Below are 24,524 nucleotides of genomic sequence, written 5' to 3'. Positions count from 1 at the left end.
GGCTGGCCGGGTGGCACACCTCCCTGACGGCGACCCGGCCCCTCGCGACGGCTCCCTCCCCGCATCCGCGCTGGATCACGGCCGGCCACTGTCGCTCTACGTCCACGTGCCCTTCTGCAGGGTGCGCTGCGGCTACTGCGATTTCAACACCTACACGCCCAGCGAGCTGGGTGACCTCTCACCGGACACCTACGTGGGCGCTGCGCTCGCCGAGGTGGAGCTCGCGGCCCGCATCCTGGGCCCCCGGCGGGTGGAGACGGTCTTCTTCGGGGGCGGCACGCCCACCATGCTTCCGGCGGAGGGCCTGGCGGGGCTGCTGAGCGCGGTCCGGGAGCGCTTCGAGGTGGAGCCCGGTGCTGAGGTGACCACCGAGGCGAACCCCGAGACACTGTCCCCGGAGTATCTGGACACCCTCCGCGCGGCGGGGTTCACCCGCATCTCGCTCGGCCTGCAGTCGGTGGTGCCGCATGTGCTGCGCGTGCTGGAGCGTCAGCACACCCCCCGGCGAGGCTTGGAGGCGGCGGGATGGGCGAGGGAGGCCGGATTCGAGCACGTGAGCCTGGACCTCATCTACGGCACGCCGGGGGAGTCCCTCGACGACTGGCGCGCCAGCCTCGACGCGGTGGCCTCCGCCCCCGTGGACCACGTCAGCGCCTACTCCCTCATCGTCGAGGAGGGCACCCGCCTGGCGGCGCAGGTGCGGCGCGGGGAGGTGCCCATGCCGGACGACGACGACCTGGCGGACAAGTACCTCCTCGCCGACGAGGCACTGGACGCCTTGGGACTGGCCAACTACGAGGTGAGCAACTGGGCCAGGCCCGGCGGCGAATGCCGCCACAACCTGGCCTACTGGCGGGGCGCCGATTGGTGGGGGATCGGCCCCGGCGCACACTCGCACATCGGTGGCGTCCGCTTCTGGAACCGCAAGCATCCCCGCAGTTACGCGGCCGCACTGGCCGCAGGTGAGTCGCCGGCGCTGGCGCGTGAGGTCCTGGGGGAGGCGGACCGGCGCGTCGAGCGGGTTCTCCTGGAGCTCCGGCTGGCCGACGGGATCCCGCTGGACATCCTCACACCGTCGGAGGAGGCCCGCGTCACGGCCATCGTGCGGCGCGGTCTCGCGGTGGTGGACCAGCACCGGATGCGGCTCACCCGCGACGGCAGGCTTCTGGCCGACGGCGTGGTGCGTGACCTGCTGGACTGACCGGGCAAGGGGTGTCGCGCCCGCCGAACGCCGAGCTGCGCTGATAGCGTCGCGACCCGTGGATCGCTACTCAGGAGACGTGCTGGCCCCGGGCTGGCAGAAGGCCCACCTCAAGCAGACTCGTGACGTACCCATCGAGCTGGACCTCGTGGTGGAGTTCGACGAGTTCTGCGGCGCTGTCGTGGGCTGGGAGAACGGCCTGGTGCTTCTGGAGGACCGCCGGGGCAAGCGGCGCGCGGCGCCCTTCGGTGCGGGTTTCCTCCTCGAGGGACAGCCGGTGGCGCTGCGCCCTCCGCTCAGAGGGACGCCGGCCAGGCCGCAGTACACAGCCTCGGGATCCCGGGCCTCCGTCGAACCGGCGAAGGCGAAGGTCGCGTTGCCGAGCCGTATCTACGTCGAGGGCCGCCACGACGCCGAGCTCATCGAGAAGGTCTGGGGTGAGGACCTCCGCCACGTCGGGGTCGTCGTCGAGTTCCTCGGTGGCATCGACGACCTTCCCGGGATCGTGGCCGAGTTCGCACCCGAACCGGGCCGCCGCCTGGGAGTCCTCGTCGATCACCTGGTCCCGGGCAGCAAGGAGTCCCGGATCGCCCAGCAGGTCTATCGCGCCGGTTACCGTGACACCGTCCTCATCGAGGGGCACCGGTTCATCGACATCTGGCAGGCGGTCAAGCCGCAACGCGTCGGACGGAAGGCGTGGCCGGACGTGCCCCGCGACGTCGACTTCAAGAAGGGCACGCTTCAGGCCCTCGGACTCCCGCACGCAGACCAGGCCGACGTGGCGCGCGGGTGGCAGGCCATCCTGGCCCGCGTGGACAGCTGGCGTGACCTGGAGCCCCAACTCCTCACGCAGGTGGAGACGCTCATCGACTTCGTGACGCAGGACCACCTCAGCGACAGCTGACCCGCGCCGCCCCGATAGGGTGGCCGCATGGATACCGAGGGCATCGCCGATCTGTTGAAGGAGACGGCAGCAGAAGTGGTGATGCCCCGTTTCCGCCAGTTGGCGCAGGGGGAGATCGAGGAGAAGCGCCCCGGTGACTTCGTCACGGTGGCGGACCGCGAGGCGGAGGTGTACCTCACGCGCCTTCTCAAGGCGGCCTACCCCTCCGCGGTCGTCATCGGCGAGGAGGCCGTCCACTCGGATCCAGGGCTGCTCGCGGGCGTGCGGGGTGCCGAGCACGCGTTCATCATCGACCCGATCGACGGCACCCGGAACTTCGTCGCGGGCAAGGATGAGTTCGGCGTGATGCTGGCCGAGGTGCGCGGCGGCGTCGCCACCCGGGGCTGGATCTATCAGCCTCGCACCGGGCGCTCCTACACGACCGAGCGCGGGGCCGGGGCCCGCCTCAACGGCGCCCCCATCGACCGGCCACGCACGGAGCGGGCGCCGCTCGGGGCCACGTCGAAACGTTCCCTCCATGGCTACACCGCGGAAGGACGGCTGAGCCCGGTGGTGGAGAGCCGGTGGTGTTGCGCCTTCGACTATCCCCTGGTGCTGCACGGCGACGTGGACTTCCTCGTCTACACCACGCTGCACCCCTGGGACCACCTGGCCGGATCGCTGATGGTGACCGAGTCCGGGGGGGTCAGCCGCACCATGGACGGACTGTCCTACACCCTGCAGTCGAAGTCGCGTGGACTCGTTGTCGCCGGTGACACCCTCACCTGGATGACCGCGCAGCAGAACTGGCCGGAGCGCTAGGTCAGAGGTTGAGGATGGGCAGCTGGCGCTTGGGCAGCACGCCCTTGGCGGCCAGCTCCGCATACGCCTTGGGCAGCGCCACCGCCAGAGTCTCGTCGGAGAACGGCCACTCGACGGCCGTCGCCGCTGCCTCGGCCGTGAGCCCCTGGTGGATCAGCATCTCGCTGGAGCTGTAGAGCATCGCGATCTCGGCGCGCGCGACGAACGCGAACTCGCGGTCCACGACCGCGCCGTGCCCGGGCACGAAGCGGGTGCCGCCGTTGCTGGCCCCCAGGACGCCGTCGAGGACTGTCGGCCAGTTGGCCAGTGACGTGGAGGCGTCGATCTGGGGGTCGGCGCCCTCTTCGAGCAGGTCGCCGGTGAACACCACGTTCTCGCCGGGCACGAACACGACGACGTCAGTGCGGGTGTGCGCGTCCCCGAAGTGCAGGAGCTCGACCCGCTGCCCGCCCAGATCCACCGCGAGCGCCATGGAGAAGGTCCGCGTCACCGCGGCATCCTCCAGGTTCTCGTGGGCGACGACCTCGACACCGGTCATGCCCGCGAGACCGCCCACATGATCGTGGTGGCCGTGGGTGAGCACGACGTGCGTCACGGGTACCCCGGCCGTCGCCGCCGCGGACGCGACGAGCTGTGCACCCTGCCCGGGAGTGTTGCCGGCGTCCACCAGGAGAGCGGCGCGCTCTCCGACGATCAACCCGACGTTGACCCGGTGCGGTTCGAGCGTGGTCACGAACACGCGGTCGGTCACGGGGGTCCAGGCGAGCGTCATGGCAGCCAGCATAGATGGCGGTTACACTGGCACTCGCCGTCTGTGAGTGCTAGCTGGGGAGGTGACCATGCTCGACGACCGCAAGCTCGATGTGTTGAGGGCGATCGTGACCGACTACGTCTCCAGCCGTGAGCCCGTGGGCTCGAAGGCTCTCGTCGAGCGCCACAGGCTGGACGTGTCCGCCGCCACGGTGCGCAACGACATGGCTGTGCTGGAGGAGGAGGGCTACATCATGCAGCCCCACACCAGCGCCGGCCGGATCCCCACGGACAAGGGGTACCGCCTCTTCGTGGACAGGCTGGCCCACATCAAGCCGCTGTCGCCGGCGGAGCGCAGCGCCATCACCACCTATCTCAGCGGCACCGCCGACGTCGACGATCTCGTCATGCGCACCGTGCGGCTCCTGGCCCAGCTCACGCGCCAGGTGGCGATCGTCCAGTACCCCGTGGCGCAGCGCACCCAGGTCCGCCACGTGGACCTCCTGCTGCTCACCCCGGAGCGCATGCTGGTCATCGTCGTGCAATCCTCTGGCCGGGTGGACCAGACCATGCTGGACACGCCCATCATGGACGAGTCCCGGCTGCAGGCGCTGCGCAACCGGATCGCCGAGGCCATCGTCGGCCGCTCACCCGCGGACGCAGCCGGGGCGCTGGCGTCCATGCTCGACGTGGTGTCCCCGGATGACCGGCCGCTGGCGGCCCCCGTCGTCGCCGCCGTGCTCGAGGCCATCGCCGCCGAGCCGGCCGCGCACGTGGTCGTCGCTGGACTGCCCAACCTCGCGTCCAGCCGGACGTTCGAATCGGACCTGCGCCCCCTGCTGGAGGCCCTCGAGGAGCAGGTGGTCCTGATGCGCCTGCTCGGCGAGGCCGCCGGCGACGACGTGACCGTCCGGATCGGCGAGGAGAACACCGCGGCGGGTTTTCGCACGACCAGCCTGATCGCGTCCGGCTACGGGGCGGACCGCTCCGCGAGCCTGGGCGTCGTCGGCCCCACCCGCATGGACTACCCGTCCCACATCGCCGCGGTCCGAGCCGTGGCGCGCTACGTGAGCCGATTCCTCACCGAAGGCTAGACCCCCCATCCGAAGGCTGACCCAAGAGAAGATATGAGCAAGGACTACTACGACATTCTCGGCGTGGAACGCGACGCGAGCCCAGAGGCCATCAAGAAGGCCTACCGCCGCCGAGCCATGAAGGTGCACCCGGACGTCGCCCAGGAAGAGGGCGCCGCGGAGAAATTCAAGGAACTCAACGAGGCCTACGAGGTGCTCAGCGACCCCAACAAGCGGGCCGTGTTCGACCGTGGCGGAGACCCGATGAGCCAGGGTGCCGGGTTCTCCGGCTTCGGCGGCGGGTTCGCGGGCGGATTCGACTTCTCCAACCTGGTCGACGCCATGTTCGGGGCCGCCGGCGGACGCGGACCGCGTTCCCGGGTCCGGCAGGGCCAGGACGCGCTGGTGCGCGTCTCGCTCCAGCTGCACGAGGCGGTGTTCGGGGTCACCAAGCCGGTGAGGGTGGACACCGCCGTGGTGTGCCCGAAGTGCGCCGGCAAGGGTGGTGAGCCCGGCTCCGAGCCGGTGTCCTGCAGCACCTGCGACGGGGCCGGCGAGGTCACCCAGATCCAGCGCAGCTTCCTCGGCGACATCCGCACCTCGCAGGCGTGCCCCACGTGCCGGGGCTACGGCACCGTCATCCCGCGGCCGTGCGGCGAATGCTCCGGCGAGGGCCGGGTGCGCACCGCGCGGACGCTGCAGGTCCGCATCCCCGCCGGCGTGTCCACCGGGATCCGGATCCATCTGGAGAGCCAGGGCGAGGTCGGCCCCGGCGGAGGACCGGCAGGGGACCTGTACGTTGAGCTCACCGTGCAGCCGCACGAGACGTTCCGCCGTGAGGGCGACAACCTCGAGATGGTGGTGAAGCTGCCCATGACGGCCGCTGCGCTGGGCACCACCGTGGACGTCGGCACCCTGGAGGCGGAGTGGGAGTCCTCGGACCTGGAGGACCGCACCGTCGAGGTCGAGGTCCCGGCGGGCACGCAGTCCGGCACCCGGATCGCGCTCAAGGGGCGTGGCGTGCCGCGGTTGCGCGGTGGGGGCCGCGGTGACCTCGGCGTGACGCTGCTCGTGCAGACGCCCACGAAGCTCGACGACCGGCAGCGCGAACTGCTGCGGGAGCTGGCGGAGGAGCGCGGCGAGTCCATCCCGGAGGCCATCGCAGCCAAGGGCCATAAGGGCGTGTTCAACAAGCTCTCCGAGTGGTTCTCGTGACCGACCCCCTCTTCATCGCCGACCTTCCCGGGGACCTGGCCCCCGGTGGGCGGGTGGTGGTGACGGGCGATGAGGCGCACCACGCCGTCTCGGTCAAGCGTGTCGCCGTGGGAGAGAACGTGCTGCTGTCCAATGGCAGCGGCCTCGCGGTGCGGGCCGAGGTCATCGAGGTGGGCCGCCGCGAGATGGTCACCGAGATCCTGGAGGTCATCGCCGTGCCCTCGCCCGCCCTCGTGTGGGGGGTGGTGCAGGCGCTGGCCAAGGGCGACCGCAGCGACCTCGCGGTCCAGATGGCCACCGAACTCGGCGCGCGCGAGATCCTGGCCTGGCAGGCCACCCGGTCCGTCGTACGTTGGCAGGGTGAACGGGGGGAGAAGGCGCTGGAGAAGTGGCGCGCCATCGCCCGTGAGGCCGCCAAGCAGTCGCGGCGCTTCTACGTGCCGGAGGTCCTGGCGGTGTCGACCACCGACGTCGTGACCGCCATCTCCGGCGTCGATGTTGCCCTCGTGCTGCACGAGGACGCCGCGCAGCACATCGCGGACGTCGAACTTCCCGAGGAGGGCACCGGCGTGGTCATCGTGGGACCGGAGGGCGGAATCTCGCCGGAGGAACTGGACCGGTTCGTCGAGGCGGGCGCCCAGCCGGTCAGCATCAGCGACGGTGTCCTCCGCACCTCGACAGCGGCCGCGGTGGCGCTCGGGCAGCTCGACGTCCTGGCTCGCCGCCCGTGACAGGCTTCTCGTTCGAGGTCACGCGCAGGCTCGAGGACGGACGAGGCCGCGCCGGCGTCATCCACACCCCGCACGGTGACGTCCAGACCCCGGCCTTCATCGTCGTGGGGACCAAGGCCACGGTGAAATCCGTGCTACCTGAGGCCGTCGCGGACCTGGGCGCGCAGGCGGTGCTCGCCAACGCGTACCACCTGTACCTGCAGCCAGGCTCGGACCTCATCGACGAGGCGGGCGGGCTCGGCCGCTTCATGAACTGGCCCGGCCCCACCTTCACGGACTCAGGCGGGTTCCAGGTGATGAGCCTCGGCGCCGGGTTCAAGAAGGTGTTGGCCATGGACACCTCCGGCCTGGCAGATGACGACGTCATCGCTGAGGGCAAGACGCGCATGGCGCACGTCGACGAGGAGGGCGTGACGTTCACGTCCCACCTCGACGGAGACCGGCACCGGTTCACGCCCGAGATCTCCATGCGTATCCAGCACGAACTGGGGGCGGACGTCATGTTCGCCTTCGACGAGCTGACCACGCTGATGAACACCCGCAGCTACCAGGAAGACTCGGTGCGCAGGACGCATCGCTGGGCGGAGCGATGCCTGGCGGAGCACCGACGGCTCACCGATGAGCGCTCGGGCAGGCCGTACCAGGCCCTGTTCGGCGTCATCCAGGGCGCGCAGTACGAGGACCTGCGTCGCCAGGCGGCGCGCGGTCTGGCAGAGGCGGAGGTCGACGGTCAGAGGTTCGACGGTTTCGGTTTGGGGGGCGCACTCGAGAAGGAACGCCTCGGATCCATCGTCGGCTGGATGGTCGATGAACTGCCGGAGGGCAAACCACGCCACCTTCTCGGCATCTCGGAGCCCGACGACCTGTTCGCTGCCGTCGAACAGGGTGCAGACACGTTCGACTGCGTCAATCCGTCACGTGTGGCACGCAACGCCGCCATCTACACTGCCGACGGCCGTTTCAACGTGAACACGGCCAGGCATCGCCGGTCCTTCGAGCCGCTGGAGGAGGGGTGCGACTGCTACACCTGCACCCACTACACGCGCGCCTACCTCCACCACCTGTTCAAGGGCAGGGAGATGCTGTCGGCGACCCTGGCCACGATCCACAACGAGCGGTTCACCGTCCGCCTCGTGGACCGTATGCGGGCGGCACTCGGGACGGGTGACTTCCACGCCTTCCGCGATGAATTCCTCGGCCGCTTCTACGCGTCGCGGCGGCCCGTCGCTTCGGCATAGCTCGGCTCGCGCCGCTTGACGGCGCTGATCACCTGGTAGGTGACCGGGAGGAACAGCGCCTCGATGATCACCTTGTACAGGTACCCCACGACGATGTAGTTGAGCAGCGTGCCGCCGGTGATGATCCCGGCGAAGGCCACGACGCAGAAGATCGTGGTGTCGGCGGCCTCGCCCACCACGGTGGAGCCCAGCAGGCGCGCCCAGAGGGACCCTTCGCTGGAGCGCTGCTTGAGCCTCACCAGCACCCATGCGTTGAGGAACTGCCCGGCGAGATACCCCAGCAGGCTCGCCAACACGATGCGGGGCACGAACCCGAGGATGGCGCCGTACGCGTCCTGGTTGGGCCAGTCCGCCGCGGCCGGTGCGGCGCCGACCGTGAGGAAGGTCGCGGAGGCCAGGATCGATGTGCCGAACCCGAGCAGGATGGCGCGCCGGGCGCCCTTCATGCCGTACACCTCGGCCAGGACGTCGCCCAGGATGTAGGTGAGGGGGAAGAGGAAGGCGCCGCCGTCGGTGATGATGGGCAGGACGGGAATCCCGAAGGGCGTCCACTCCGGGCCGAACTGGATGAGCTTGACCGCCGAGATGTTGCTGATCAGCAGGAGCGCCACGAAGAGCGCCACCACCACGTCGAACACCCCCCGCGGGCGCTCGGCGTACGGGATGGTCGGGGTGGATTTCAGTCCGGTCTCTGTGGGCTGCACCGCCGCATTATACGCCGACATCCAACTGCCAGATGGCCCCACGCGGGCGCGCCACAAGCCCGGGACCAGTTCGTCGGCACCCTGCGCGTAACCCCGCGCAGTGCCCCGGACGGTGGCAAACTTCATTCATGGACGACAATGCAATGGAGTACGTGCCCGACGAATCGGAGCAGCTCGACCAGTTGCAGCCTGCGGATTCGCTGATCGATCGCGGTGTCGAGGACGTCCTGGACGAAGGCTACGTGACGCCCGAACGATGGTCGCCGGCCCAGGGGTTCGGCAACACGCCCGAAGAGATGCGCCGTGGTGAGACGCTCGAGATGCGCCTGAAGCAGGAGGACCCCGAGCCGGTCACCGCAGACGAGGACTGGAACCCCACCCATGAGCCGCGCGAGGTGGGAGCCGTGCGGGCCGGACGCCTGATGGCCGTGCACGGCGGCGGAGGCGCTGAGCACACGCTGGGCGTGGACGTCGGATACGGCGGGGGCGCGGCCAGCGCCGAGGAGGCGGCCATGCACGTCATCTCGGACGACGAGGACGACCTGTCGCTGCTGGAGGGCTGAGTGCCCGCCGGGCACGCCTAGACTGGGTGCTCGTCGGCGGGACGCGCCGATCCAGTCAGACAAGGACACCCGCCCTGAACATGCACTCCTTGGATCAACAGCACGCCACGCGCACCGTCACGGTGCCCGCGTCGATCGACATGGTCAACCTGCTGGGGCCCAGAGACGACTTCCTCCGCATCCTCGAGGACCAGCTCGACGCGGACCTCCACGTCCGTGGCGGGCAGATCACCGTCTCCGGTCCGTCGAACGAGGTGGCCAAGGCCACCGAGGTGATCACCGAACTCGTCACCATCCTCCGCACCGGTCAGGGCCTGACAGGCGAGACGGTGGAGCGGGTGGTCCAGATGGCCGACGATCCCCATGCCGCGGCCGCGGAGATCCTCACGCAGAACATCGTCTCCTCGCGTGGAAAGACCGTCCGCCCCAAGACGCTCAATCAGAAGCGCTACGTGGATGCCATCGACCGCCACACCGTGGTGTTCGGCATCGGTCCGGCGGGCACGGGCAAGACCTACCTCGCGATGGCGAAGGCGGTCCAGGCGTTGCAGGCCAAGGAGGTGAGCCGGATCATTCTCACCCGACCCGCCATCGAGGCAGGCGAGCGTCTCGGGTTCCTGCCGGGCACCCTCAACGACAAGATCGACCCGTACCTCAGGCCGCTGTACGACGCGCTCCACGACATGGTGGACGCGGACTCGGTGCCGAAGCTGCTGACGTCCGGCACCGTCGAGGTGGCGCCCCTGGCCTATATGCGTGGCCGAACGCTCAACGACGCCTTCATCATCCTGGACGAGGCCCAGAACACGTCCATGGAACAGATGAAGATGTTCCTGACCCGGCTCGGCTTCGGCTCCAAGGTGGTGGTCACCGGTGACATCACCCAGGTGGACCTGCCCGGTGGGGTGAAGAGCGGGTTGCGCGGGGTGATGAGCATCCTCGACGGCGTCGAGGACATCGAGTTCTGCACTCTGACCAGCCGGGACGTGGTGCGGCACCGCCTGGTCGGCAGGATCGTGGCCGCCTACGATCAGTACGAGAGCCTGTCCACCGAACGCCGGGGAGCGAAGTGATCGACCTCAACAACGAGTCCGGTGTCGAGGCCGACGAGATCGGTCTCATCGAGCTGGCCCGATTCGCGCTGGACAAGTTGCGCATCCATCCTCAGGCCGAGCTGTCGCTGCTCCTTGTCGACGAGGCCACCATGGCGGACTACCACGAGCGGTTCATGGACCTGCCGGGCCCTACGGACGTGATGAGTTTCCCCATGGACGAACTCCGTGCTCCGGAGGACGACGAGGAGCCCCCGATGGGCCTGCTGGGCGACATCGTGCTCTGCCCCCAGGTGACCGCGCGCCAGGCCGCGGACAACGGCCGCAGCGTCGACGGGGAGGCGGAGTATCTGCTCATCCACGGTCTGCTGCACCTCCTCGGCCACGACCACGCCGAGCCGGATGAGAAGGCCGTCATGTTCGGCCTGAACGACAAGATCATCGCGGCGTGGGATCAGGCGCGCGGTCGCAGCTGAGCCGTAGCCTCGGGCTCGGCGACGCCGTCGCCATCGGGGTGGCGTCCATGGTCGGGGCGGGCGTCTTCGTGGTCTGGGCCCCCGCGGCCGCGGCGGCGGGCGATGCGCTGCTCATCGGCCTGGTCGTGGCGGCCGTCGTGGCGTGGTGCAACGCCAGCTCCTCGGCGCAGCTGGCGGCACAGTACCCGGCCGCCGGGGGTACCTATGTCTACGGGCGCGAGCGATTGGGTGAGTGGGCCGGCTTCCTGGCCGGGTGGAGCTTCGTCATCGGCAAGACCGCCTCGGTCGCGGCGATGGCCATGACTCTGGCCGCCTATCTTGCACCTGTGCCCTGGCGGGTGCCGGTGGCGATCGCGGCCGTGTGGCTGATGGTCGGCGTCAACCTGCTCGGCGTCACCCGGACCGCGAAGGCGGCGATGATGCTGGCGGGTCTCGCCCTGCTTTCCCTGATCTTGGTCCTCTCGTTCGGGTGGAGCGCCGCGACGGGTCGGGTGGAAGACCTGGTGGCCGCGCCGGTCGGGACAGCGGGCTGGTACGGCGTCCTGCAGTCGGCCGGGCTGCTCTTCTTCGCGTTCGCCGGGTACGCACGCGTGGCGACGATGGGTGAGGAGGTCCGCGATCCCCGCCGCACCATCGGAGCGGCCATCATCACGGCGCTCGTGATCGTGCTGGTGGTGTACGCCGTCGTTGGGGTGAGCCTGCTGGCGCTGGTCGGCGCCGACGCCCTGGCGGGCTCCGTCGCCCCTCTGGCGCTGTTGGCCGGCGGCCACCCTGTGGCGGGAGCCGTGCTGACCATCGGGGCGCTCGCGGCGGTGGGCGGCGCCCTGCTGGGACTCCTGTCGGGGATCGGACGGACGTGGCTGGCGATGTCGCGCGTGGGGGATCTCCCACGGTTCTTCGACCTCACGCACCGGCGCACCCAGGTGCCGCACCGGATCGAACTGACGCTGGGCGCGGTGCTCACGCTCGTGCTCCTGGTCACGGATCTGCGCGCCGCGATCGGGTTCTCGTCCTTCAGTGTCCTGCTGTACTACTTCGTCGCCAACGTCGCGGCCTTCACCCAGGGGCCCGCAGAGCGGCGCTACGCCCGGGCGTGGCAGGTTCTGGGCGCGGGGCTGTGCCTGATCCTGGTGGTGACGTTGCCGTGGCAGTCGATCCTCGGGGGGTTGGTGGTGCTGATCGTCGGCATCGCCTGGCGCCGGATCACCTCACGGTCGCTGCGATAGACTCAGGCGGCACACGTGTCCCCGAACCGAGCGAGTTGATCAGCCCCCGTGACCCAGTCCGAATGGATTGAGCTTGGCATCGCCCTGGCCTGTGCGGTCGCGGCCTCCATCCTCGCCGCAGTCGAGACGTCCGTGAGCGTCACCACCAGGGCGCGGGCCGAGCGGATGGCAGAACTCGGCGAACGCGGGGCCGAGCGAATCCGGCTGATCGCCGAGGACCCCGCCCCGTCGATCAATGCGGTGATGTTCACCCGCATGACGCTGGAGATCGCCTCCATCGTGTCGGCCGGGCTGGTGGTGTTCACCCAGTTCGATCTGGACTGGCAGCGTTCGTTGGTGACCATCGGCATCATGCTGGCCGTGTCGTTCATCCTCTGGGGGGTGGCGCCCCGCACGCTGGGTCGGCAGCACCCGGAGCGCACGCTCCGCCTGTTCGGCCCCCTGATCTCCGGCCTCACGACGATCTTCGGCCCGGTCGCCCAGCTGATGATCCTGCTGGGCAACGCGCTGACCCCTGGGCGCGGCTACGCGGACGGCCCGTTCGCCACCGAGGCGGAGTTGCGCGACCTGGTGGACATGGCCGAGAAGCAGGAGCTCATCGAAGCCGGCGAGTCCAAGATGATCCACTCGGTCTTCGAGCTGGGCGACACGCTGGTCAAGGAGGTCATGGTCCCGCGCACGGACGTGGTCTACGTCACCCAGGACAAGACGCTGCGCCAGCTCCTCTCGCTGGCGCTGCGCTCCGGCTTCTCCCGGATTCCCGTGGTGGGCAACGATCTCGACGACATCCTCGGCATCATCTACCTCAAGGACGTCTCCAAGCGCGTCTACGACTTCCCGGACGCCGAGCGTCACGAGACGGTGGGCGAGCTCATGCGGCCCGCTGCCTTCTGCCCGGACTCCAAGCCGGTCAGCGACCTACTCCGTGAGATGCAGCTCAGCCACTCCCACCTCGTGGTGGTCGTCGACGAGTTCGGCGGCACCGCGGGCCTGGCCACCATCGAGGACATCCTCGAGGAGATCGTCGGTGAAATCGTCGACGAGTACGACCAGGACGCTCCCACCGTCGCGGATCTGGGGGAGGGTCGCTACCGGATTTCCTCGCGGCTCCCCGTCGACGAGCTCGGCGCGCTGTTCGGCGTGGACCTCGACGACGACGACGTCGAGACCGTCGGCGGCCTCATGGCCAAACAGCTCAACGTGGTGCCCATCCCGGGTGCACGCACCGTCGTCGGTGACATCGAACTGATCGCTGACCGGGCGGTGGGTCGCCGTCATCAGATCGGCACCGTCCTCGCCCGCCGCCTCACCGAGGCGGACCTCACCACCGAAGAGTCCCCGGAAGGCGACGATGATGACTGACCCTGTGTACCGATCCGGATTCGCCTGCTTCGTGGGTCGCCCCAACGCAGGGAAGTCGACGCTGACCAATGCGCTGGTGGGACAGAAGATCGCCATCGCCTCCAGCAAGCCGCAGACCACCAGACACGCCGTGCGCGGCATCGTGACCCGGGACGACGCGCAGCTGATCCTCATCGACACCCCCGGTCTGCACCGGCCCCGGACGCTGCTCGGCCAGCGCCTCAACGACCTGGTGTTCGCCACCTGGTCCGAAGTGGACGTCGTGGGCGTGTGCCTGCCGTGCGACCAGCGCATCGGTCCGGGCGACAAGTTCATCATCGGCGAGATCGCCAAGCTGCCCCGGCGCCCCAAGCTGGTGGCGCTGGCCACGAAGACGGACCTGGTGAGCAGGGAGCGGCAGCTCTCGCACCTCGTGGACATCTCGGAGGTTGCCACCGAGCTCGGCGTCGAGTGGGCCGAGGTCATCCCGTGCTCCGCCGTGGCGGACGACCAGGTGGACACGGTGCGCGACTCGCTCGTGGGCCTGTTGCCCGAGGGTCCGATGTACTACCCGGACGGCGAGATCACCGACGAGCCCGAGGAGACTCTCATCGCCGAACTGATCCGCGAGGCGGCGCTCGAGGGCGTGCGTGACGAGCTGCCGCACTCGATCGCGGTGGAGATCGACGAGATCATCCCGCGGGCGGATCGGCCCGAGGACAAGCCGCTTACCGACATCTTCGCGTCCATCGTGGTGGAGCGTGATTCGCAGAAGGGCATCATCATCGGGCACCAGGGGGAGCGGCTGCGTGACATCGGCACCCGCGCCCGCGAACAGATCAACCGCCTGCTCGGGACGCGGGTCCACCTGAAGCTCCACGTCAAGGTGCTGAAGGAATGGCAGCGCGACGCGAAGTTCCTCAACCGTCTCGGCTTCTGACCCCTTCTGCTCACCCGGTCTGCGCACTTAGGCTGTTAACGGTAACTATTTGGTCACGGCCCGGGCGATTCCCGCGCGACGCGGCGCGGCCCTCCTAGGATCGCGGCAACAGCCAGTCCTGGTTGACGAACGAAGTCAGAAAGGAACCGCACGTGAAAAAGCGCGTCCTGAAGTTCAGCGCGGTGGCCGCCGTCGGCGCCCTCGCCCTCACCGCCTGTGGCGGGAGCACACCGTCAGCGACCAGCACCTCCTCGGAGGCCGCCGGATCGCTGGAGACCACCATCAAGATCCTCGCCCCCTCCTACTCCGACACCTCGAAGTCGGACTGGGAGACGATCATCTCCGCCTTCAACGAGACCTATCCCGACGTCGAGGTGGAACTGCAGATCGAGGGATGGGAGGGCTTCACCGACAAGGTGTCTGCGCGGATCCAGGCGTCCGATTACCCCGACATCCTCAATGACAACGCGTTCGCCGCGTCGGCAGAGGCCGGCATCCTCTACCCCGTCGACGAGGTCATGTCGGCAGAAACGCTGGCCGCGATCGAGCCGTCACTGCTCGCCAACGGCATGGGTACCGACGGCACCCAGTGGGCAGCGCCTGACATCGCGACGGCCCGCATGATGGCGTACAACATGGACCTGTTCGAGGCCGCCGGCATCGCCGAGCCGCCCAAGACGTGGGCGGAGCTGGAAGAGGCGTCGGCGAAGCTGGTGGCGCTCGGCGACGACGTCCGCGGCTACGGCATGCCCCTGGGCCGGGAAGAAGCCCAGGTGGAGTCCTCGCTCTGGCTCTGGGGCGCCGGTGGTGACTGGGCAGAGGGTGACGTGCTGACGGCGGACACGCCCGAGGCCACCGAGGCCTTCGCCCAGATGAAGAAGATGTTCGAGGCCGGCCACACTCAGGCCAACCTCGAGGACAACCGCGTGGACGTCGCGGACCTGTTCCAGGCCGGCAAGCTCGGCATGATGATGGCGCACTCGGCCATCGTCGCCGACGCGCAGGCCAAGGGCATCAACGTGGCGCTCGCGCCCATCCCGTCGAAGGACGGAGGCGACGGCGTGGCGCTGGGCGTCACCGACTTCATCGTGGCCTTCGACAACGGCGACGAGGACCGCAAGGCCGCCACCGCGGCGTTCCTGGACCTGCTCTACTCGGACGAGTTCTACGAGGGCTGGTACAAGGGCACCGGGCTTCTCCCGGTGACCACGTCCATGATCGAGAAGGGCCAGGCCGAATCGGACGAGATCGGCTCGGCGTTCCTCGAGGCCCTGTCCATCGTCAAGTTCCTGCCGGTGGGCAACCCCTCGTGGGACGCTCTTCAGACCGCGCTCCAGGGCTCGGCGTACAAGGTCGGGGCGGGAGATCCCGCCGAGGTCCTCGCCGAGATTCAGGCGCAGGTCGACGCTCAGGCCTGATCGACGTGCGGGGTGGTGCCGTTCTGCGGTGCCACCCCGCTCCCGTGGGCAAGGACAGGAGAGGGACGACGTGACACTGACCGCCACACCGACGATGGTGCAGGAGGGGAAGAGGCTGAGGAAGCGGTCGGGGTCCACCGCGGCTCTCACCGCGCTGCCGTGGGTACTGCCGACGCTGATCCTCATCCTTGGCGTGGTGCTGTACCCCGCCGGGCTGATGATCTACACCTCCTTCTTCAAGTACAACAACCGCGGCATCCTGCGCGACGAGGCCCCCGTCGGGCTGGACAACTACATCGGTCAGGCGGGGGCATTGACCTTTCCCGGCGTGCCCGTCGGCAGGATCCTGCTCAACACGGTGACGTGGGTGCTGGTCGTGGTGGCGGTCACGGTGGTGCTGTCCCTGCTGCTCGCGCAGTTCCTCAACCTCGAGTTCCGGGGCCGCAAGGCGCTGCGCCTGTTCGTCATCCTCCCGTGGGCCTGCTCGGTGGTCATGACGGCCACCGTGTTCCGCTACGGGCTGCAGGAGAACGTGGGCCTGTTCAACCGCCTTCTCGTTGACACGGGGATCCTGGAACGGGCTCAGGCCTGGACCAAGGACCCCACGAGCGCATTCTGGGTCGCGGTGTTCGTGGCCATCTACGTCTCCCTCCCCTTCACCACCTACACCATCCTGGCGGGTCTTCAGGCGGTGCCCGGTGACGTCCTCGAGGCGGCGCACATGGACGGCGCCAACACGCCCCAGCGCTACTGGCACATCGTGTTACCCCTCCTGCGCCCCGCCATCGCCGTGGCGGCCCTCATCAACATCATCAACGTGTTCAACTCGCTGCCCATTCTCCGGCTGCTGCAGGAGACCCCCGGCTACCACACCGGCCACATCACCACGACGCTGATGTTCGAGTACCAGAGAGCGCTCGGTCCCGGCGTGTCGTCCGCCCTGTCGGTGCTGAACTTCGTGTTCTGTCTGGTCATCATCGCGATCTACCTGATGGTCGTCCAGCCGACGAAGGAGGTGGTCTGAGCCATGGCACAGGCGAAGCCGAGCGCCCTCCGCGGTGGGATCAACCGCCCCCCGAGCCCCTGGACCATAGCCCTGGGATCGATCGCGATCGTGGTCTTCTTCGGGTTCCCGTATGCGCTGATGTTCATCAGCTCGCTGAAGACCCGCCTCGAGATCACCAACATTCCACCGGACTACTTCCCGGCAGAGCCCCGCTTCGACAACTACCTGTCGGTGTGGGCCTCGGAGGTGGATCCGGCGTCGTCCCTCCTGGCCACCGCCGTGATCGCGATGGGTGCCACTCTGCTGGTCCTCCTCATCGCCACCCCCGCCGCCTACTACGTGGCACGGTTCCGGTTCCCGGGCCGGATGCCGTTCCTGCTCCTGGTGCTCTGCACCCAGATGCTCCAGCCCACCGTGCTGGCCGTGGGCCTGTTCCAGGAGTTCAAGGGATGGCAGGGATATGCGGTGTGGGCGGCGCTCATCCTCATCAACGCCGCGTTCAACCTGTCCTTCGCGATCTGGATCATGCAGGCCTTCTTCGCCTCGGTGCCGAAGGAGATCGACGAGGCCGCGCTCATCGACGGACTCGGCCGGTTGCAGACCATGTTCCGGATCTCCCTGCCGCTCGTCTGGCCGGGGATCGTGACCGCCATCGTGTTCGTGTTCGTCAACACGTGGAACGAGTTCTCCGCCGCGTTCATCCTCGTGCAGCAGACCAACCTGCAGCCGCTGACGGTATCAATGCCGCGCTTCCTGGGCCTCTACATCAAGGACTGGCAGTACCTGTTCACCGTCGCGATGGTGGCCATCGTTCCGGTGGTCATCCTGTTCAGCTTCATCGAGAAGCGGCTGATCGGAGGTCTCACCGCAGGTTCGGTCAAGTAGCCGAAACAGCCACGGCCGGTGCTACAGTGGCCAGCGTGGCACGGCATTTCCTGCTCCTTGGTTGCCGCAGCGAGGCCCAGAATCACTGAGCCAGATGTCCTCGCTGCGGTGTCTCGACGCGTCTGGCGCCTGACCCCAGCCCAGGAGTACCTCTGATGTCCCAGTTCACCACCCGCCCGCAGCCCATTCCCGTACAGCAGCCCACCCCCATGCCGGTGCACCGCTACACCCCTTTCATCCCCGTCGATGTGCCGGATCGTACCTGGCCCACGAAGCGCATCGAGAAGGCGCCCCGCTGGTTGTCCACCGATCTGCGTGACGGCAACCAGGCCCTGATCGATCCCATGACGCCCTCGCGCAAGATGCGCATGTTCGAACTCCTGGTGGAGATCGGGTACAAGGAGATCGAGGTGGGCTTTCCCTCCGCCTCGCAGACGGACTTCGACTTCGTCCGTCAGCTGATCGAGGGGAACAGGATCCCTGACGATGTGACCATCTCGGTGCTGACGCAGGCCCGCGAGGACCTGATCAGCCGGACGGCCGAGTCGCTGATCGGCGCGCACCGCGCAACCATCCACATGTACAACGCCACCGCCGAACTGTTCCGCAAGGTGGTGTTCCGCATCTCGGAGGCCGAGTGCGTGCAGCTGGCCACCCGCGGCACCGAGCTGGTGATGAAGTACGCGGACCAGCACCTGCGAGACGTGGAGTTCGGCTACCAGTACTCGCCGGAGATCTTCACGCAGACGCCCACGGACTTCGCCGTCGAGGTGTGCAACGCGGTGGCGGATGTGTGGCAGCCCGGCGAGGGCCGCGAGATCATCTTCAACCTGCCCGCCACCGTCGAGCGCTCGACGCCCAACACCTACGCGGACCAGATCGAATACTTCATCCGCAACGTCCGCAACCGCGAGCACGTCGCGGTGTCGCTGCATCCCCACAACGACCGCGGCACGGCCGTCGCGGCCTCGGAGCTCGGCCAGATGGCCGGCGCGGACCGCGTCGAGGGCTGCCTGTTCGGCCACGGTGAGCGCACCGGCAACGTGGACCTGGTGACGCTGGCCCTCAACCTGTACACGCAGGGCGTGGACCCGCAGGTGGACCTCTCCGACATCGACCACGTTCGCCGCACCGTCGAATACTGCACCGGCCTGCCTGTGCACCCCCGCCACCCCTACGCAGGCGATCTGGTGTACACGGCCTTCTCGGGCTCGCACCAGGACGCGATCAAGAAGGGCCTGGAGTATCTGGAGCACCAGGCGGAGGCGCAGGGCAAGCTGGTCGACGAGATCGACTGGGAGGCCCCGTACCTGCCCATCGACCCCCACGACGTGGGCCGCACCTACGAGGCCGTCATCCGGGTCAATTCGCAGTCCGGCAAGGGTGGCATGGCCTACCTCATGAAGAACGAGTACAAGATGGACCTGCCGCGCCGGCTGCAGATCGAGTTCTCGCGCGTCGTCCAGGCGCACACCGAATCGACCGGCGGCGAAGTCACGCCGACCGAGATGTTCTCCATCTTCGAGCGCGAATATCTGGGGGAGGGGCCCTGGCGGCTGACCTCGGCCGGGTCCACCTCGAGCAACGGGCAGTTCCACGTCGCCGCGGTCGTCGACGGTCCCACCCGCACTGGCGTCGAGGTCGAGGGCGAAGGCAACGGCCCGGTGTCGGCGTTCGTCGACGCGCTCGTGCAGGCCGGTGCGCACGTGCGGGTGCTGGACTACGCCGAGCACGCCCTGGACTCGGGCGGCGACGCCAAGGCTGCCGCCTACGTCGAGTGCGAGGTGGGTGAGGGCGACGATGCCGCAGTCCTCTGGGGCGTGGGCGTGGACCCGAGCATCACCAGTGCGTCGATGAAGGCCATCCTCAGTGCGCTCAACCGCGCTGTGGCATGGACCCTCGCCCCGGCCTGATCGGCGGGAATGCCGAAGCTCACCGATCCGGTCGCCACAGACCCCGACTCCCTCTATACGCGGTTCACGTCCTGGGCGGAGGGGCAGGGCATCGAGCTCTACCCCCACCAGGACGAGTCCGCCATCGAGCTGTTCACCGGTAACAACCTCATCCTGTCCACGCCGACGGGGTCGGGGAAGTCGCTGGTGGCGCTGGCCGGCCACTTCGCGGCGCTGGCGACGGATCGGGTGAGCTTCTACACCGCGCCCATCAAGGCGCTGGTCAGCGAGAAGTTCTTCGCGCTGTGCCAGGTCTTCGGTGCGGAGAACGTCGGCATGGTGACCGGCGACGCCTCGGTCAACTCGGACGCGCCCATCATCTGCTGCACCGCCGAGGTGCTGGCCAACATCGCGCTCCGCGAGGGTGGCTCCGCCGACGTCGGGCTGGTGATCGCCGACGAATTCCACTTCTACTCCGAGCCGGACCGCGGCTGGGCGTGGCAGGTGCCGCTGCTGGAGTTACCCCAGGCGCAGTTCCTCCTCATGAGCGCCACCCTGGGAGACGTCTCGGCGCTGGCCGAGAACCTCAGCCGTCGCACGGGCAGGCCCACCAGCCTGATCAGCGACGCTGAACGGCCGGTCCCGCTGCTGTTCGAATGGTCGAGGACCCCGCTGCAGGAGCGGTTGGTGGACCTCATCCAGGAGCAGAAGGCGCCGGTCTACATCGTCCACTTCACGCAGGCCGAGGCCCTGGAACGCGCTCAGGCGCTGTTGTCGCTCAACCTCATCACCAAGCACGACAGCGCGCGGATCGCCGAGGAGATCGGCGCGTTCCGCTTCGGGCTGGGGTTCGGCAAGATCCTTTCGGGGCTGGTGCGCCGCGGCATCGGGGTGCACCACGCGGGGATGTTGCCCAAGTATCGCCGCCTCGTCGAGCAGTTGGCGCAGACGGGCCTGCTCAAGGTGATCTGCGGCACCGACACCCTGGGGGTGGGGATCAACGTGCCCATCCGGACGGTGCTGTTCACCGGGCTGGCGAAGTACGACGGCACGCGGGTTCGGCGGCTACGTTCGCGCGAATTCCACCAGATCGCGGGCCGCGCCGGTCGGGCAGGCTTCGACACCGTCGGCTTCGTCGTCGTCCAGGCACCTGAGCACGTCATCGAGAACGAGCGGGCCCTGGCCAAGGCCGGGGACGATCCGAAGGCCCGCCGCAAGGTGGTGCGCCGCAAGCCCCCGGAGGGCTTCATCGGCTGGACCGAGGAGACATTCGACCGGATCGTCGTGGCGCAGCCCGAGCAGCTGGTGTCGCGGATGCAGGTCACCCACGCCACCGTGCTCAACATCGCGCAGCGCCCGGGCAACGGCGCGGAGTCGATGCGGGCGCTCCTCGGCTCGTCGCACGAAACGGCTGACCGCAAGCGGGTCCTGACCCGGCACGCCCTGGCGCTGACCCGAGCCCTGCTGCGGTCGGGAGTTCTGGTCAAGCTCGCCGCGCCGGATCTCGAAGGACGCTGGTGCGCCATGGCCGAGGGAGTCCGCGACGACTTCGCCCTCAACCAGCCGCTCGCCCCCTTCGCCGTCGCATCCCTGGCGCTGCTCGATCCGGATTCACCCACTCACCACCTGGACGTGGTCTCGATCATCGAGGCGGTGCTTGAGGACCCGTTCCAGGTGGTGCTGGCGCAGCAGTTCGTGGCCCGGGGCGAGGCCGTGGCGCAGATGAAGGCGGACGGCGTCGAATACGACGAGCGGATGGAGCGACTCGAGGAGATCACCTGGCCCAAGCCGCTCGACGAGCTGCTCCAGCACGCCATGGGCATCTACGCGCAGTCGCATCCCTGGGTGGACGCGTCGGCACTGTCGCCCAAGGCGGTGGTGCGAGACATGTGGGAGCGTGCCATGAACTTCAACCAGTTCATCTCCTTCTACAAGCTCCAACGCACCGAGGGCGGGCTGCTGCGGTACCTCTCCGACGCCTACCGGGCGCTGCGCCACACCGTGCCCGACGAGCATCGCAGCGAGCAGTTCGAGGACCTCGTGGAGTGGCTGGGGGAGACCGTGCGCCAGACGGACTCCTCGCTGCTCGACGAGTGGGAGGCGCTGACGGATCCGGACAAGGTCGCGCTGGCTGCCGAGGCGGCCGCACACGGTGCCCCTCCGCCGCCACCGAGGCCGGTGACGGGCAACGAGCGTGCCTTCACCGCCATGATCCGCACCGCGATGTTCCGGCGGGTGGAGCTGGCCGCCCGCGACGACGTCGACGCCCTGGCCGCCCTGGAGACGGCCTCGGCCGCGCTGGCGGACCCCCCGCTGACCGTACTCATGGACGCCGACGCCTGGGACTCCGCGCTGGCCGGGTACTGGGACGAGCACGACGACATCCTGACCGACGGCGACGCCCGCGGCCCGGGTCTCTTCCGCATCGAGAAGGGCCGGGAACGCTGGACGGTGCTCCAGGTCATCCACGACCCGGCCGGTAACCATGACTGGATGATCCGGGCCGACGCGGACCTGGCCGCCAGCGACGCGGCGGGGGCCGCCGTCGTCCGGGCCGCCTCGTTCTCGCGCCTGGACTGAGCCGAGAAATCTGGACCGAGCAGAGAAGGAGCCACAGTTGCCTGGAACCCAGCGGGGCGTCACCCTGCGCTTCCTCGCCGAGCCGATGGACGCCAACGTCCGTGGCGTGATGAGCGCCGGCAAGGTGCTGGAGTGGATCGACAAGGCCGGCTACGCCGCAGCGGTGGGGTGGGCCGGCACCTACGCGGTGACCGGATACGTCGGCAACATCCACTTCACGCGCCCCATCAACGTGGGCGACCTGGTGGTGGTCCAGGCCCGGGTCGTGCTCACCGGGCGGACCTCGCTGCAGGTGGTGTGCACCGTCTCCAGCGGCGACCCGCGATCGTCCACGCGCGTGCTCAACACCCAGTGCGTCCTGCAGTTCGTGGCGATGGAGGACGGCAAGCCGGTCCAGGTGCCCGCCTTCGAACCCCGCGACGAGTGGGAGCGCGGCCAGCACGACCGTGCCCTGGAGATCAACCTCGCTCGGCGCGCCATCGAGGCCGAGATGGAGAATCAGGACTATGGAGGCGAGACCGGATCCTGCAGGGAGACGCTTCGCTTCCTGGCGGCGCCGACGGACGTGAACTGGGGCGGCAAGGTCCACGGGGGCTACGTCATGAACTGGATCGATCAGGCAGCTCAGGTGGTCGCAGAGCGGTGGCACGCGGGCCCGGTGGCGTCCGTCTTCGCAGGCGGAGTGCGCTTCTACCGGCCGATGTTCATCGGCGACCTCGTGGAGGTGGAGGCCAGGCTGCTCTACACCGGGACCACGAGCATGCACATCTCGGTCCACGTGCGCTCCGGCGATCCCCGGACCCGTGACCTGCGTGAGACGACGCACTGCACCATCGTCTACTGCGGTGTCGACGAGCAGGGGCGCAAGCGGCCCGTGCCGCCGTGGCTCCCGGTGCACCCGGCCGACGTGGCACTGGCTGACCATGCGCGCGCCATGGTCGACATCCGTGAGCGGCTGCTCAGGCCGGTGCCGAAGGAGCTGCCACCGGACCTGTGACAGGGCCCGGTTCAGGCGGAGCCGAAGCGTCGCTCCCGGCCGGCGTACTGCCCCACGGCGGCCCAGAGGTCCCGGCGGTCGAAGTCCGGCCACAGGCGGTCCAGGAAGATGAACTCGGCGTAGGCGGACTGCCAGAGCAGGAAGTTCGAGGTGCGCTGCTCCCCGGAGGAGCGGAGGAACAGGTCCACGTCGGGGATGTCGGGCTCGTCCAGGAACCTCGCGAAGCGCTCCTCGGTGAGGCGCTCCGGATCCAGCTTGCCCGCCTTCGCCAGGCGCGCGATCTCGCGGGCGGCATCGACGATCTCCGCCCGCCCGCCGTAATTGACGCAGAACTGCAGGGTGAGGGTGTTGTTGCTCATGCTCATCTCCTCGGCCACCTCGAGTTCCCTGATCACCGAGCCCCAGAGCCGCGGCCGCCGACCCGCCCAGCGGATCCTGACTCCGAGGTCGTTGAGTTCGTCGCGGCGACGGTGGATGACATCACGGTTGAAGCCCATGAGCCAGCGCACCTCGTCCGGTGAGCGCTTCCAGTTCTCGGTGGAGAACGCGTAGGCCGACAGGTACGGGATGCCCAGCTCCACGGCGCCGTGGATGACGTCGAGTAGCGAGGCCTCCCCTCGGGCGTGGCCCTCGGTGCGCTTGAGGCCGCGCTGCTTCGCCCACCTCCCGTTGCCGTCCATGACGATGGCCACATGGCGCGGGAGAGCCGCCCGCGGAATCTCCGGCGCTGTGGCGCCGCTCTCGTGCGGGGTGGGGCGACGGCGGGGTGTGGGCACGCTCAGAGCCTAGCCGCCTAGACTCTGACCGTGCCCACCTACCGCGACCAGGCTGTGGTGCTGCGAACCCACCAACTCGGTGAGGCGGACCGCATCATCACCCTCCTGACGCGCAGCCACGGCAAGGTCCGGGCGGTGGCCAAGGGCGTACGCAAGACCTCAAGCAAGTTCGGGGGCCGGCTCGAACCGTTTCAGCACATCGATATCCAGTTCGCCGAGGGGCGCGGATCGCTGGAGGTGGTCACGCAGGCCGAGGCCCTGCACGTGAGCAGGCTGGCGGGAGACTATTCGCGGTTCACCGCGGCGGAGGTGCTCGTCGAGGCGGCGGACCGCCTGGTGGCGGAGGAGCACAGCCCCGCCCTGCAGCAGTACCGGCTCCTCCTCGGGGCCCTGCTGGCCCTGGAGGCGGGAGAGTTGCCCGCTCCGCTCGTGGTGGACTCCTACCTGCTGCGCGCCCTTGCCGTGGCCGGGTACGCGGTGTCGACCACACAGTGCGCCGGCTGCGGAAGCACCGACACCCGATGGTTCTCCCCGGTGGGCGGAGGCGCGGTGTGCACCCCGTGCCGCCCGCCCGGTGCCGCCCAGCTGGATGCGCCGTCGTCCTCCCACCTGGGAGCCCTGCTGAGCGGGGAGTGGCCCGCCGCCCTGGCCACGGATCTCGTCACCGCCAAGCGTGTGGACGCCATGGTGGTGACGTACGCCACGTGGCACCTGGACCACGCGCTCCGCTCGCTGCCCTTCTTCGAGCGCTGACG

The 24,524-nt window shown here is 68.8% G+C and carries 23 protein-coding genes; 20 read left to right on the top strand and 3 right to left on the bottom strand.

Annotation, left to right across the window (positions count from 1 at the left end):
• Nucleotides 1-10: 10 nt before the first annotated feature.
• Genes hemW through ACZK5N_RS02715 form a run of 3 tightly spaced genes read left to right on the top strand, consistent with a single transcriptional unit; the run spans nt 11 to nt 2,906 of the window.
• Nucleotides 11-1,201, top strand: coding sequence for a radical SAM family heme chaperone HemW (gene hemW / locus ACZK5N_RS02725; RefSeq protein ID WP_459019955.1), 1,191 nt, complete (start codon nt 11-13; stop codon nt 1,199-1,201).
• Between the two features lie 58 nt (nt 1,202-1,259).
• A complete protein-coding gene (locus ACZK5N_RS02720; RefSeq protein WP_459019954.1) occupies nt 1,260-2,105 on the top strand; it encodes a DUF3097 domain-containing protein in 846 nt (281 codons plus the stop codon).
• A 27-nt stretch (nt 2,106-2,132) separates the two neighbouring features.
• Nucleotides 2,133-2,906 (top strand): inositol monophosphatase family protein, encoded by a 774-nt coding sequence (locus tag ACZK5N_RS02715; RefSeq protein WP_459019953.1) that lies wholly within the window; start codon nt 2,133-2,135, stop codon nt 2,904-2,906.
• 1 nt (nt 2,907) lies between these two features.
• Here ACZK5N_RS02715 and ACZK5N_RS02710 read toward each other — a convergent pair whose 3' ends face one another.
• Complete coding sequence (locus ACZK5N_RS02710; RefSeq protein ID WP_459019952.1) at nt 2,908-3,678, bottom strand: MBL fold metallo-hydrolase; 771 nt, start codon at nt 3,676-3,678, stop codon at nt 2,908-2,910.
• 67 nt (nt 3,679-3,745) lie between these two features.
• On the opposite strand from ACZK5N_RS02710, the gene hrcA reads away from it, so the two are divergent.
• From hrcA to tgt, 4 genes are read left to right on the top strand one after another with little or no spacing between them, the layout of a single operon-like run.
• Entirely contained in the window at nt 3,746-4,750 is a 1,005-nt protein-coding gene (gene hrcA / locus ACZK5N_RS02705) for a heat-inducible transcriptional repressor HrcA (RefSeq protein WP_459019951.1), read from the top strand.
• A 33-nt stretch (nt 4,751-4,783) separates the two neighbouring features.
• The gene (gene dnaJ, locus ACZK5N_RS02700; RefSeq protein WP_459019950.1) at nt 4,784-5,944 is read left to right on the top strand and encodes a molecular chaperone DnaJ; all 1,161 of its coding nucleotides are present in this window, start codon (nt 4,784-4,786) and stop codon (nt 5,942-5,944) included.
• The gene (locus ACZK5N_RS02695) at nt 5,941-6,675 is read left to right on the top strand and encodes a 16S rRNA (uracil(1498)-N(3))-methyltransferase (protein WP_459019949.1); all 735 of its coding nucleotides are present in this window, start codon (nt 5,941-5,943) and stop codon (nt 6,673-6,675) included. The genes dnaJ and ACZK5N_RS02695 overlap by 4 nt, the downstream gene beginning before the upstream one ends.
• Nucleotides 6,672-7,913 carry a tRNA guanosine(34) transglycosylase Tgt gene (gene tgt / locus ACZK5N_RS02690; protein ID WP_459019948.1) on the top strand — a complete coding sequence of 414 codons (1,242 nt, stop codon included), beginning with the start codon at nt 6,672-6,674 and terminating at the stop codon, nt 7,911-7,913. Before ACZK5N_RS02695 ends, tgt begins: the two co-directional genes overlap by 4 nt.
• Here the strand turns inward: tgt and ACZK5N_RS02685 are convergent.
• Nucleotides 7,880-8,617 carry a queuosine precursor transporter gene (locus tag ACZK5N_RS02685; RefSeq protein ID WP_459019947.1) on the bottom strand — a complete coding sequence of 246 codons (738 nt, stop codon included), beginning with the start codon at nt 8,615-8,617 and terminating at the stop codon, nt 7,880-7,882. The two genes, tgt and ACZK5N_RS02685, sit on opposite strands and share 34 nt — an antisense overlap.
• A gap of 128 nt (nt 8,618-8,745) precedes the next feature.
• Between ACZK5N_RS02685 and ACZK5N_RS02680 the strand changes: the two genes are divergently transcribed.
• The 12 genes from ACZK5N_RS02680 (at nt 8,746) to ACZK5N_RS02625 (ending at nt 22,993) form a co-directional block, all read left to right on the top strand.
• Nucleotides 8,746-9,180 carry a DUF5709 domain-containing protein gene (locus tag ACZK5N_RS02680; RefSeq protein WP_459019946.1) on the top strand — a complete coding sequence of 145 codons (435 nt, stop codon included), beginning with the start codon at nt 8,746-8,748 and terminating at the stop codon, nt 9,178-9,180.
• A 74-nt stretch (nt 9,181-9,254) separates the two neighbouring features.
• A complete protein-coding gene (locus tag ACZK5N_RS02675) occupies nt 9,255-10,253 on the top strand; it encodes a PhoH family protein (RefSeq protein WP_459020399.1) in 999 nt (332 codons plus the stop codon).
• Nucleotides 10,250-10,708, top strand: a complete 459-nt coding sequence (gene ybeY / locus ACZK5N_RS02670) for an rRNA maturation RNase YbeY (RefSeq protein ID WP_459019945.1) — start codon at nt 10,250-10,252, stop codon at nt 10,706-10,708. Before ACZK5N_RS02675 ends, ybeY begins: the two co-directional genes overlap by 4 nt.
• Nucleotides 10,681-11,934, top strand: coding sequence for an APC family permease (locus ACZK5N_RS02665; RefSeq protein WP_459019944.1), 1,254 nt, complete (start codon nt 10,681-10,683; stop codon nt 11,932-11,934). Before ybeY ends, ACZK5N_RS02665 begins: the two co-directional genes overlap by 28 nt.
• Before the next feature lie 48 nt (nt 11,935-11,982).
• On the top strand, nt 11,983-13,296 hold the full coding sequence (locus tag ACZK5N_RS02660; RefSeq protein ID WP_459019943.1) for a hemolysin family protein: 1,314 nt from the start codon (nt 11,983-11,985) through the stop codon (nt 13,294-13,296).
• Nucleotides 13,289-14,215 carry a GTPase Era gene (era, locus tag ACZK5N_RS02655; RefSeq protein ID WP_459019942.1) on the top strand — a complete coding sequence of 309 codons (927 nt, stop codon included), beginning with the start codon at nt 13,289-13,291 and terminating at the stop codon, nt 14,213-14,215. Before ACZK5N_RS02660 ends, era begins: the two co-directional genes overlap by 8 nt.
• 152 nt (nt 14,216-14,367) lie before the next feature.
• On the top strand, nt 14,368-15,633 hold the full coding sequence (locus tag ACZK5N_RS02650) for an extracellular solute-binding protein (protein WP_459019941.1): 1,266 nt from the start codon (nt 14,368-14,370) through the stop codon (nt 15,631-15,633).
• Nucleotides 15,634-15,703: 70 nt separating this feature from the next.
• The gene (locus ACZK5N_RS02645) at nt 15,704-16,657 is read left to right on the top strand and encodes a carbohydrate ABC transporter permease (RefSeq protein ID WP_459019940.1); all 954 of its coding nucleotides are present in this window, start codon (nt 15,704-15,706) and stop codon (nt 16,655-16,657) included.
• Nucleotides 16,658-16,660: 3 nt separating this feature from the next.
• A complete protein-coding gene (locus ACZK5N_RS02640) occupies nt 16,661-17,524 on the top strand; it encodes a carbohydrate ABC transporter permease (protein ID WP_459019939.1) in 864 nt (287 codons plus the stop codon).
• A gap of 155 nt (nt 17,525-17,679) precedes the next feature.
• Nucleotides 17,680-19,437, top strand: a complete 1,758-nt coding sequence (gene leuA, locus ACZK5N_RS02635; RefSeq protein ID WP_459019938.1) for a 2-isopropylmalate synthase — start codon at nt 17,680-17,682, stop codon at nt 19,435-19,437.
• 9 nt (nt 19,438-19,446) lie between these two features.
• Entirely contained in the window at nt 19,447-21,996 is a 2,550-nt protein-coding gene (locus ACZK5N_RS02630) for a DEAD/DEAH box helicase (RefSeq protein ID WP_459019937.1), read from the top strand.
• A 37-nt stretch (nt 21,997-22,033) separates the two neighbouring features.
• Nucleotides 22,034-22,993 carry an acyl-CoA thioesterase gene (locus ACZK5N_RS02625; protein WP_459019936.1) on the top strand — a complete coding sequence of 320 codons (960 nt, stop codon included), beginning with the start codon at nt 22,034-22,036 and terminating at the stop codon, nt 22,991-22,993.
• Between the two features lie 11 nt (nt 22,994-23,004).
• On the opposite strand, the gene ACZK5N_RS02620 is transcribed toward ACZK5N_RS02625, so the two are convergent.
• Nucleotides 23,005-23,712 carry an isoprenyl transferase gene (locus tag ACZK5N_RS02620; protein WP_459020398.1) on the bottom strand — a complete coding sequence of 236 codons (708 nt, stop codon included), beginning with the start codon at nt 23,710-23,712 and terminating at the stop codon, nt 23,005-23,007.
• A gap of 87 nt (nt 23,713-23,799) precedes the next feature.
• Between ACZK5N_RS02620 and recO the strand changes: the two genes are divergently transcribed.
• Nucleotides 23,800-24,522 carry a DNA repair protein RecO gene (gene recO / locus ACZK5N_RS02615; protein ID WP_459019935.1) on the top strand — a complete coding sequence of 241 codons (723 nt, stop codon included), beginning with the start codon at nt 23,800-23,802 and terminating at the stop codon, nt 24,520-24,522.
• The last annotated feature ends 2 nt before the right edge of the window (nt 24,523-24,524 follow it).

The organism is Tessaracoccus pujii, from assembly GCF_055326215.1.
The sequence above is the reverse complement of the archived record's forward strand: the minus strand, read 5'-3'. Positions and strand labels throughout refer to the sequence as shown.

Excerpts from the sequence above, each read along its gene's own strand:
- ACZK5N_RS02715 (WP_459019953.1), top strand. The coding sequence starts at position 2,133 with ATGGATACCGAGGGCATCGCCGATCTGTTGAAGGAGACGGCAGCAGAA.
- ACZK5N_RS02710 (WP_459019952.1), bottom strand. The coding sequence starts at position 3,678 with ATGACGCTCGCCTGGACCCCCGTGACCGACCGCGTGTTCGTGACCACG.
- hrcA (WP_459019951.1), top strand. The coding sequence starts at position 3,746 with ATGCTCGACGACCGCAAGCTCGATGTGTTGAGGGCGATCGTGACCGAC.
- dnaJ (WP_459019950.1), top strand. The coding sequence starts at position 4,784 with ATGAGCAAGGACTACTACGACATTCTCGGCGTGGAACGCGACGCGAGC.
- ACZK5N_RS02680 (WP_459019946.1), top strand. The coding sequence starts at position 8,746 with ATGGACGACAATGCAATGGAGTACGTGCCCGACGAATCGGAGCAGCTC.
- era (WP_459019942.1), top strand. The coding sequence starts at position 13,289 with ATGACTGACCCTGTGTACCGATCCGGATTCGCCTGCTTCGTGGGTCGC.
- ACZK5N_RS02640 (WP_459019939.1), top strand. The coding sequence starts at position 16,661 with ATGGCACAGGCGAAGCCGAGCGCCCTCCGCGGTGGGATCAACCGCCCC.
- leuA (WP_459019938.1), top strand. The coding sequence starts at position 17,680 with ATGTCCCAGTTCACCACCCGCCCGCAGCCCATTCCCGTACAGCAGCCC.
- ACZK5N_RS02630 (WP_459019937.1), top strand. The coding sequence starts at position 19,447 with ATGCCGAAGCTCACCGATCCGGTCGCCACAGACCCCGACTCCCTCTAT.